This window comes from Methanophagales archaeon, from assembly GCA_021159465.1.
Taxonomy (GTDB): domain Archaea; phylum Halobacteriota; class Syntropharchaeia; order Alkanophagales; family Methanospirareceae; genus G60ANME1.
On the sequence record JAGGRR010000155.1, the window covers coordinates 1 to 9,467 of the forward strand.

Below are 9,467 nucleotides of genomic sequence, written 5' to 3' on the forward strand. Positions count from 1 at the left end.
AGTTAAAATCGTAGCGGAAAAGACGGAAATAGTGGAGCGGGAAAAGGTTAAGTTGACGGTGACTGGTGTGGCAGACCACCCCATAAAAGTCTGGATAGAGCGAGGTGCAAAATATGCTAAGTTCCCTCCGGGTTCTGCTGACAACCCTCCCGCAGTTAGCAATGGCACTTTCGATGACACGATAGACGCGGAAGGTGAGATGGAATACGTCGTCTCTTTCAACAAAATAGGCTCTTACACGGTGAAAGTAAAGGACCTCGAGAGTGGGACGGAAGATTTCGTTGTCATAACAGTTACAGAAAAGAAGGTCACGTTTTATATGCCTAAGACCTGTGCAATAGGGTCTGACCTCGTGGTCAATGGAACGGCAAACATCGGAGGAACAATAGACCTTGCTATCGAAGACCGTATTGTGAAAGTTGATGCAGCAATTGACAAGGAAGGTAAGTTTGAGGTGAAACTGCCAACTCCTGATACGTATGGGACTGGTACCGAAGGTGCCGTAGAGATAAAGGCATTTATAGATGGCAACTTTTCCTTGGAGCAAGATGTTTCAGGGGAAGATGATGACGGCTCAATCATGGTATTGATGGTAAGAGGCGATTTGACTGCGGAATCATCAGCTACATTAGTCCCGCCTGGCGATTCTTTTACGCTCAGTGGCACCGCACCGGGTTCAAAAGTGGTGGATATCCTTATTGTTGGACCAAAAGGTGGCAGTGGAAGAGGAATGAGCCCGTTAAATTCCAAAGATAACGGACTCCCCAGCGGAATTGTTTATGAAACCGCATCCGTAAGCACAAAAACGAATACGTGGTCTATTGAGATTGACGTTGATGAACATGCTGACTCCGGGACATACCTCGTGTTCGTGCTTAGTCCGGGGAAGAACAAGATATATGATGGTATAAACGATGGTGAATTGCTAAACGGCATAAAAACGAAATATTTCGGCGGCGGTCTCTCCAGGCTCGCAGGAAAGACACAAGCACAGATAAATGCTACACTTTACGATGCTACTATCGGAGCAGCAGGCAGCGACGACTTCCTTAAAAAGCTGACCATAAAAGTCGGGACCGCAGAAGTATCGCTATATTCTATTGCAGATGTAGAACTTGGGAGTGACATGGTAGTTGCAGGAACGTCAAATAGAGAAGGACACCCCATCATTGTCAGTGTGACGGGACCGATAAACCTTGGAACGAAGTTCGCAACCGTTAAAAATGGTAAATTCAAAGTCAATTTCAGCACTTCCGAGGCTTTAACCGGTGAATACACCGTAGAAGCAGATGACGGTGAATCGCACGTGGACACAACAACGGTAAACATTGTCACGCCGGTTCGAACACAGGCATCACCAACTCCTGTTTCTGTTTCTGTTCCTGTTCCAACAACAGCTCCAACGCTAACACCAACAACGCCTCAAGAGATGCAAGCACATGCATCAACACCGACAACGCAACTTGAGAACGCACCAACATCTACTTCATCAAAACACATAGTGCCAGGGTTCAAAGCTGTATTTGTGATAGCAGCGTTAGTAGTGGTAGTGGTTGTATCTGTTTGCATCAATAAGAGAAGGAGATAGAGCTATGGTAAATTCAAACACAGGATGGAGAAGGGGTTAAATTATCTTCTCTTTTTATAATCTATTGTAATATTTTCAAAACGGAGATATCACATCGCCTGAATTCGACCTCAACACCCAGCTTCTGACTGTTCTCTATCGCCACCTTTATCGCATTCCTGTCGCGTTCTATACTTATCACCTCTTTTGCACCCAGTAGTTTCGTACATATTGCCAGTATCCCATCCCCTGACCCCAGATCATAAACCGTACGATTTGCTATATCGCCGTGCAGGAGAGTGAATATGAGCAATTCCGCAGCTAATGCCGGGGAAGGGGGGTGCTATATTGCTCCTCAGCCACTGATGGATTCTCCACATCCTCTAACCGCTCCAGCAGAATCTCCAGTTGCTTCTTCATATCTACTCTAACTTTATCCTATAACACCTGTGTCTATATCTATCAACCCTATATTCTACACATTTTAAAATATTTAATGCGGAATATATGATATACGAACCGAAAGTGTAATTATTTTTAAAAAACCTTAAGGCAATTTCCACCCGCTGAAATGAGATTTTCTTTTAATATTATTATACTTGTCCGGATAGTGTTTCAATCTCAATCATACTTTTTATAGTACATAGAGTATAGAAGATTATTTCTTTGGTAAAGCTTTCTTTTTGAAAGAAAGATTTTTTTATAATGATGAATTCACCTATTTTAATATGAGGATGAGCGTTTAACTTTAATGGTATGAGATGATGGAATAATGGAATGATAAGAAGAGAAGAGATAGAACACATAGCGTGGTTGGCACGAATAGAACTGAGAGAAGAAGAGAAGGAACTATTTGAGAGTCAATTGAGTTCTATACTGGACTATTTCGCGGTGCTCGATGAGCTCGACACCCGGGATGTGGAACCCACGTATCATGTGACGGGGATAAGGGATGCAGTGAGGGAAGACGAGCCGAAAGAGGCTTTCAGTCAGGTAGATGCGCTTCGAAATGCCCCTAAGACCGAGGGGGGCTATTTCAAGAGTCCGCGGATATTCTGATAGTATAAAAGATGGCAAAGCGGATAATGGTCCAGGGTACAGGCTCAGGAGTGGGCAAAAGTATAATTGTTGCTGCCTTCTGTCGCATATTCACTCAGGATGGGTTCAGTGTTGCACCATTCAAATCGCAGAATATGGCTCTTAACTCGTATGTCACGCGAGACGGTCTTGAAATAGGTAGAGCACAGGCATTTCAGGCATTTGCCGCGCGAAAAGAGCCGTCAGTGGAGATGAACCCGATATTATTGAAGCCTACAAGCGATACAGGCGCTCAGGTCATCGTGCGTGGTAAGCCAATAGGTAATATGACAGCAATGGAATATCACGAGTACAAGCCCAAAGCACTGAACCTCATAAAAGAGTGCTTCGCAAAGCTCGACTCCGAGAACGATATCGTGGTGATAGAAGGTGCAGGTAGTCCTGCGGAGGTGAACCTCCGTGCAAACGATATTGTGAACATGAGTATAGCGAAGCTCCTGAATGCACCTGTGATACTCGTAGGAGATATAGATAGAGGAGGGGTCTTTGCATGGCTCATTGGTACACTGGAATTACTCGAACCAGAGGAGCGGGAATTGGTGAAGGGCATGCTGATAAACAAGTTCCGTGGCGACCTGGAGATACTGCGTCCCGGGCTGGAGTTCCTTGAGCACAGGGTTAATAAGCCCGTGATTGGTGTCATTCCCTATTTCAATGATATAAAGATACAGGAAGAGGACTCGCTATCGGTGGAGAGAAGAAGGGAGGCGGATGCCAGAGGGATAAGGATAGAGGTCATTTATCTGCCACATATATCCAATTTCACCGATTTCGATGCTCTGGAAGCTGAGACAGATGTCTCACTACGCTATGTTGGTAAGGGTGATGCGATAAAAGAGCCAGATGTGATTATTATCCCGGGTTCTAAGAGTACTATCAGCGACATGCTGTACCTTATGCAGAGTGGATATGCCACGCAGATACGGAGGTATGCGATGAATGGTGAGTGTGTTGTACTCGGTATCTGCGGTGGCTACCAGATGCTATGCAATACCATTATAGACCCGGAAGGTGTGGAATCGATAGAGAGAGAGACCGCAGGACTTGGATTGCTACCTGCGAAGACTGTCTTCGAGCGCCATAAGTTGACGAATCAGGTACGGGCGATTGTGAATCTGGACTTCTACAAGGGAGAGATTGAAGGTTATGAGATACACATGGGCAGGACTTATTTTGATACTGATGGTGGTGGCAGTAATGGCGCTATAAGAAGTGCATTTACAGTAATTGAACGTTCTGGAAGGGAGGTTATGGATGAAGGAGGTGGTGCTGTCTACGGTAATGTCATCGGGACTTATATACATGGCTTATTTGATAATGATGAGTTCAGACAGGCTTTTCTGAACTATATAAGAACGAGGAAAGGACTGACTCCTTTAAAAAGCAGTGAGATTAATTGGGATAAGGAGTACAATAAACTGGCAGGGCTGGTGCGAAGTAATATAGATATGGAGAAGATATATGAGATTATCAGATGATATAGAGGTCTTCTCATTCGATGTTGATGGTACACTGGTGAGCAAGCGATTTACAGACGCTGTGTGGTTACGCGGGATACCGGAGTTGTATGCGAAGAAGGAAGGTCTGAGCTTTGAAGATGCCTGCAAGATAGTAAAGAGCGAGTATGAGAAGGTGGGCGAGGAGAATATCAGGTGGTATAGGATAGATTACTGGCTGCATAAGTTCGGGTTAGAGATAACCGCTGAGGAATTGTTCATGCGATACAGAAACGAGGTGCACATATATGAAGAAGTGGAGCGCGTTCTGAGAGTATTGAGAGAAGCCGGATATGAATTGATAATAAGTTCGAATGCCGCAAGAGAATTCATTGATTTCCAAATTACGCCAATAAAGGGCTTCTTCTCTCATATATTCTCCGCTACCTCGGATTTCGGTGAGGTGAAGAAGTCCAACAGTTTCTATACTCGCGTATGCCGCATTCTGGAGGTACGACCGCAGAATATGGTTCATATCGGAGACCACTGGGTGTTTGATTTCCTGAATCCTAGGGCGATAGGCATAAATGCTTATTTCCTGGATAGAAGCGGCTATGAATTTAAAAGTAAGAGAAGACAGAATGTGAATGATGCATGGCAGGAGTTCATTATAAGCAATCTGGCTGATATTCTATAAGTTTAAGTTCCACGCCACCCCCGATTGCCTCGGAAATCAGGGCATCTCTCTGTTGCTGGTTGGTTTTCCATTTATATAACAGTTTTTTATAAGCTTTTCACTCTAATCTAATAGCAGGAATCCAATCATCATAGCGCTTTCCATTTGCATCTATGAACTCTAAGCAGGTTATGAATCCTGCGGGTGTTGAAAGATTATCGGTAGGGTGAATTTTTGAGTTGTTTGATTCTGAGCTTAACCTATTATAAGCATATAAGCAATATGGTATGATAAATTATGGAAGTTTCACTTGTCCTTCCAGCGTACAACGAAGCGAGACGACTGCGCAATACCGTTGACAAAGTTGCCCTTAGATTGATGGATATCACACGCTCTTTTGAGATCATCATAGCTGAAGATGGTGCCACAGACGGAACGGATCGAGTAGCAAAGGAGCTTGCACAGGAACTCCATTACGTGAAGCATCTACACAGTGATACACGATTGGGACGTGGTAAAGCGTTAAATCGTGCATTTAGAGCCGCAAAAGGTGATATATTGGTTTATATTGATGTTGACCTCGCAACAGACCTGATACACCTCAGAGATTTGATAAACTTTATACGTGCAGGATATGATATAGCAACAGGCTCGAGGATGTTAAAAGGAAGCGATGTGAAGCGGTCTATAACGAGATTGGTAGCGAGCAAAGGGTTCAATTTCCTGACACGGCTGTTTTTAAAGTCTGAGTTGCGAGACCACCAGTGTGGATTCAAAGCGTTCAGGCGAGATTCGCTATTCGCTATTCTGGACGATGTGAAGGATGAGCACTGGTTCTGGGATACAGAGCTACTGGTGAGAGCGCAGAGAGCAGGCTATAGAATAAAAGAATTCCCGGTACGATGGCGTTGCTCCAGCGATACAAAGGTTGACATGAAGCGAGATATAATTGGCATGGGATATCGGATATTGAGGCTGTGGCGAGAATTAAAATTGAGTTGATTTGATGGTTTTGTGTGATACTATAATATTTAGTATACCAGAATAATATTTTAGTATATCAGAAAAAAACCAAAAATGATTTTATATGTTAATTTTTTTTAATTAATGATCTATCATATTAAAAAAGGAGGTGAAATAAAGAAAATGCACATACCTGATGGATATTTGGGACCAGCAACGTGTGCAGTTATGTTTGCAGTGATGATACCAATATGGTATACAGCGTTCAAGAGAGTGGGAGAGAAATTGGGACCGAAGGAAGTGCCGATGCTTGCTGTTCTCTCCGCTGTATCGTTCCTTGTGATGATGTTCAACTGGCCCGTACCCGATGGGACAACCGCCCATATGGTCGGAGGCACGCTGATTGCTATCATTCTGGGACCCTGGGCTGCTTTGATCGGTGTTACCGTTGCACTTGTTATACAGGCTTTCTTCTTCGGTGATGGCGGTATCACTGCGTTGGGTGCCAACTGTTTCAATATGGCGTTCGTGCTGCCTTTCGTGGGCTATTATCTGTACCGCCTTCTGGAACAGCGAATAGGAAAGATCGCAGCATCGGCATTAGCCGCATACGTAGCAATAAACATTGCCGCGATATGTGCCGCAATTGAGTTTGGCATTCAGCCGTATATCGCACCAGGATACTGCCCCTATGGGCTTAATCTCTCTATACCGGCGATGGCATTTGCACATATTACCACTGCGGGACCCGTAGCAGCAGTAGTGACAGGAGCAGTGATAGGGTATTTAGAGAAGAGCAGACCGGATTTGCTTGAACTTACGAAGATAGCGCCGGAGGTGAGGGGATAAAATGGAAACGTGGTTGAAACGAGCTCTGATAATAATCGCGATCTTCGTTGCCATTGTCCCTCTGGGCATACTGGGCACGTGGAACTGCGGCGATGCATGGGGCGAATGGGGAGAAGTGCAGGATAGTGCACATGGCATTAACTGGACACCCGAATCTTATTTCGGAGCACCGTTACCCGATTACAACGTTGAAGGCTGGGATAATAAATTGATGGCATCCATTGGCTACTGGATATCTGCGATAATTGGCATTGCACTCACCATGCTCGTTGTACTGGGGATAGTGAAAGCGCAGGAGATGATACGGGAAAGGTAATAGATAAGAGATAAATCCGTTCTTTAATACTTTTTTATTATTTTTTACTTTTAAGAAGAGAACAAATGAGTAGATTCATCGATAAGACACTTGCAGAGATTGTGGAGTATACAAAAGATGCTATATTTTCTGAGAGATACGCGAGACGAAAAGGGTTTCTTCAGGGCATAGAGCCTGCGATAAAGTTCATATCATTTATGATTCTCATTATCGCCACCATCTTTGCCCGCCATCTACATACAATCGCCATCTTCTTTGCTCTATCTCTGATATTAGCCTCGGTGTCACTGATACCATTAAGGTTTTATCTGCCTCGGATTTTGTTCTTCATTCCCCTATTCACGGGTATTATCGCACTGCCTTATATATTCAATATCTTCCAGCCGTATGAGGGTACACCGCTGGTTGTACTTTACGACTTCCACCATCTGATAAATATACCTCTGCTCAGACCATTCTCGAGGATAGAGATAACCCGTGAGGGTGTGCTCTGGGCTTCCATTTTCCTGGCACGTGTGACAACTGCGGTCTCTTTCGCCATTCTGCTCATGCTCTCCACCCGCTGGTCTGATCTCGTTGGTGCTCTCGAACGTCTGAGATTCCCAAGGGTATTCACCATGATTATGAGTATGACATACCGCTATATCTTCTTATTACTTGACATAGTGGCAAAGATGCTGTTCTCACGAAAGAGTCGCACGGTGGGTAGGGAGAGTTCAATCAGTAGCTGGAAGTTAAATGCAGGCATTGTCGGTGCCTTGTTCTTGAAATCGTACGATATGAGTGAGGCGCTATATCTGGCGATGCTTTCAAGGGGCTTTAATGGCACTGTCAGCAGTAAACATTCAGACCCTGATAATGATAATGGAGTTGGATTCAAGAGCTATCTCTTTGTCACTGTTATATCTCTCTTCTGTATCTCTTCTCTACTCATGGAGGTGATATAGGGAATAAGATGAACAATGCAATATTTGAACTGGAGAATGTTTCCTTCAGGTATACTACCGGTACAGAGGCGCTGCGGAATGTGAACATGACGATATACAGAGGTGAACGTGTGGCTATTCTTGGACCAAATGGTGGTGGGAAGACGACACTACTTGAGATTCTTGATGGGCTATTTGCTGCTTCTCAGGGTATTGTCAGGGCTATGGGGCTGGTACTCAACGATGCAACGATAAATAGCAAAGCGATATACGAATTCAGGCGGCGAGTTGGGCTCGTCTTCCAGGATACTGATGTTGAGCTCTTCTCTCCTACGGTCTATGATGATATCGCTTTTGGACCCCGGCATCTTGGCATTCCCGAGTCGGAGATAGAGGAATGTGTAGAGCGAACGTTAAATCTCATGAAGATAACGGCTATAAAGGATAAACACCCGTACAATCTCAGTGGTGGCGAGAAGAGGAAAGCAGCGATAGCCGCAGTACTCAGTATAGACCCTGAGGTCTTGCTTCTGGATGAGCCAACTGCGGATTTAGACCCGAGGAGCAGGGTGGAGCTGATAAAGATAATAAATGAATTGAACAAAAAGGGGAAGACGATAATAGTAGCAACACACGATATAAATGCGCTCTCTGAACTCGCAGACCGTGTATATGTGCTGAATAAGCAGGTGATTGCAGAGGGTACACCGCGTGAGATATTCAATAATGTGGAACTCCTGCGTGATAATAATCTGGAGGTGCCAGAGGTGTACAAGCTCTTTGAGGTACTGCGCTGTTTCGGGTATCCCTGTGAAGAATTACCGCTCTCAATTGATGATGCCGTGATGGAATTGACAAAGACGATAAATACCAGACATATACATCTCCACATCCATGAACATACGCATGAGGATGTGAAACGAGTGAGGAGCAGGTATGAGCACCATGAATGAAGAATCAAAAGTTTGGATAATAGGGGGGAGTGTGTAAGTGTGTATCAGAGTCAGAGGAGAGAATTTCAATTCCCTGAAAGAAAGTTTGGTAAAGGAATTTGATTATTACGGTGATATTATGAAAGACTATCCACAGACAAGACGATTTCATATCGAATATCTAAAAATGGCGAATGCTGGAGGGTTATATTTTTAACTCCCACGATTCCGAGAGAGATTGTAGAGAGACTACCTGAACTGGTTCAGGAAAAGGATAAAAATGCAGATCTGGAGGAAAAAAAGTTCAAATAGGGGTATTCTCCGTCAAAAGGCTATTATATAGGTTATAAACTCACCCTGGTCATATTGCTTTCTTGCTCCGTCAGGGATCGCCAAATAATGATAAACTGTACGAAGAGATTTTAGAAGAGCTAAAAAGGAGAAAAATAGCCAGAGATGGCGATACAATCATCTTTGACAAAGGGTATTCTGCATGCAAGAACTATGCTATGGGGATTTCCAGATTCAAGCTTATCCCAGCAATATTTCCAAGAAAAGATTAGTGAAGAGTTTAAAGGCAATACTTGAAAATTGGGAGAAATATAAGCCGATCAGAGGCATGATAGAGGATATATTCAAATTAGCGAAAAATGCTTTCTCTTTAAAGAATTTGCATCGCTATACGAAGCGTTCAGTCAAAAAAT

Annotated in this window: 10 protein-coding genes; 9 read left to right on the forward strand and 1 reads right to left on the reverse strand. The window is 44.0% G+C overall.

Annotation, left to right across the window (positions count from 1 at the left end; translation table 11 throughout):
* Positions 1-1,588 (forward strand): hypothetical protein (locus J7J01_06935; protein MCD6210606.1); only part of this gene is annotated, 1,588 nt, incomplete at its 5' end.
* A 61-nt stretch (positions 1,589-1,649) separates the two neighbouring features.
* On the opposite strand, the gene J7J01_06940 is transcribed toward J7J01_06935, so the two are convergent.
* Positions 1,650-1,880 carry a 50S ribosomal protein L11 methyltransferase gene (locus J7J01_06940; protein ID MCD6210607.1) on the reverse strand — a complete coding sequence of 77 codons (231 nt, stop codon included), beginning with the start codon at positions 1,878-1,880 and terminating at the stop codon, positions 1,650-1,652.
* Between the two features lie 464 nt (positions 1,881-2,344).
* Here J7J01_06940 and gatC point away from each other — a divergent pair, with 464 nt between their 5' ends.
* The 8 genes from gatC (at position 2,345) to J7J01_06980 (ending at position 8,784) form a co-directional block, all read left to right on the forward strand.
* A complete protein-coding gene (gene gatC, locus J7J01_06945; GenBank protein ID MCD6210608.1) occupies positions 2,345-2,626 on the forward strand; it encodes an Asp-tRNA(Asn)/Glu-tRNA(Gln) amidotransferase subunit GatC in 282 nt (93 codons plus the stop codon).
* A gap of 11 nt (positions 2,627-2,637) precedes the next feature.
* Positions 2,638-4,143, forward strand: coding sequence for a cobyric acid synthase (locus J7J01_06950; protein MCD6210609.1), 1,506 nt, complete (start codon positions 2,638-2,640; stop codon positions 4,141-4,143).
* Positions 4,127-4,798 (forward strand): HAD family hydrolase, encoded by a 672-nt coding sequence (locus tag J7J01_06955; GenBank protein ID MCD6210610.1) that lies wholly within the window; start codon positions 4,127-4,129, stop codon positions 4,796-4,798. The genes J7J01_06950 and J7J01_06955 overlap by 17 nt, the downstream gene beginning before the upstream one ends.
* A gap of 276 nt (positions 4,799-5,074) precedes the next feature.
* Positions 5,075-5,779: a glycosyltransferase family 2 protein gene (locus J7J01_06960; protein MCD6210611.1), complete on the forward strand. Its 705-nt coding sequence runs from the start codon at positions 5,075-5,077 to the stop codon at positions 5,777-5,779.
* Between the two features lie 144 nt (positions 5,780-5,923).
* Positions 5,924-6,589, forward strand: coding sequence for a cobalt transporter CbiM (gene cbiM / locus J7J01_06965; GenBank protein MCD6210612.1), 666 nt, complete (start codon positions 5,924-5,926; stop codon positions 6,587-6,589).
* Position 6,590: 1 nt separating this feature from the next.
* Positions 6,591-6,905, forward strand: a complete 315-nt coding sequence (locus J7J01_06970) for a hypothetical protein (GenBank protein MCD6210613.1) — start codon at positions 6,591-6,593, stop codon at positions 6,903-6,905.
* A 65-nt stretch (positions 6,906-6,970) separates the two neighbouring features.
* Positions 6,971-7,852 (forward strand): cobalt ECF transporter T component CbiQ, encoded by an 882-nt coding sequence (cbiQ, locus tag J7J01_06975; GenBank protein ID MCD6210614.1) that lies wholly within the window; start codon positions 6,971-6,973, stop codon positions 7,850-7,852.
* 8 nt (positions 7,853-7,860) lie between these two features.
* On the forward strand, positions 7,861-8,784 hold the full coding sequence (locus J7J01_06980; GenBank protein ID MCD6210615.1) for an ATP-binding cassette domain-containing protein: 924 nt from the start codon (positions 7,861-7,863) through the stop codon (positions 8,782-8,784).
* The last annotated feature ends 683 nt before the right edge of the window (positions 8,785-9,467 follow it).

Coding starts and splice junctions, on each gene's coding strand:
- cbiQ (MCD6210614.1), top strand. CDS start 6,971: ATGAGTAGATTCATCGATAAGACACTTGCAGAGATTGTGGAGTATACA.
- J7J01_06955 (MCD6210610.1), top strand. CDS start 4,127: ATGAGATTATCAGATGATATAGAGGTCTTCTCATTCGATGTTGATGGT.
- J7J01_06980 (MCD6210615.1), top strand. CDS start 7,861: ATGAACAATGCAATATTTGAACTGGAGAATGTTTCCTTCAGGTATACT.
- J7J01_06970 (MCD6210613.1), top strand. CDS start 6,591: ATGGAAACGTGGTTGAAACGAGCTCTGATAATAATCGCGATCTTCGTT.
- cbiM (MCD6210612.1), top strand. CDS start 5,924: ATGCACATACCTGATGGATATTTGGGACCAGCAACGTGTGCAGTTATG.
- J7J01_06950 (MCD6210609.1), top strand. CDS start 2,638: ATGGCAAAGCGGATAATGGTCCAGGGTACAGGCTCAGGAGTGGGCAAA.
- J7J01_06960 (MCD6210611.1), top strand. CDS start 5,075: ATGGAAGTTTCACTTGTCCTTCCAGCGTACAACGAAGCGAGACGACTG.
- gatC (MCD6210608.1), top strand. CDS start 2,345: ATGATAAGAAGAGAAGAGATAGAACACATAGCGTGGTTGGCACGAATA.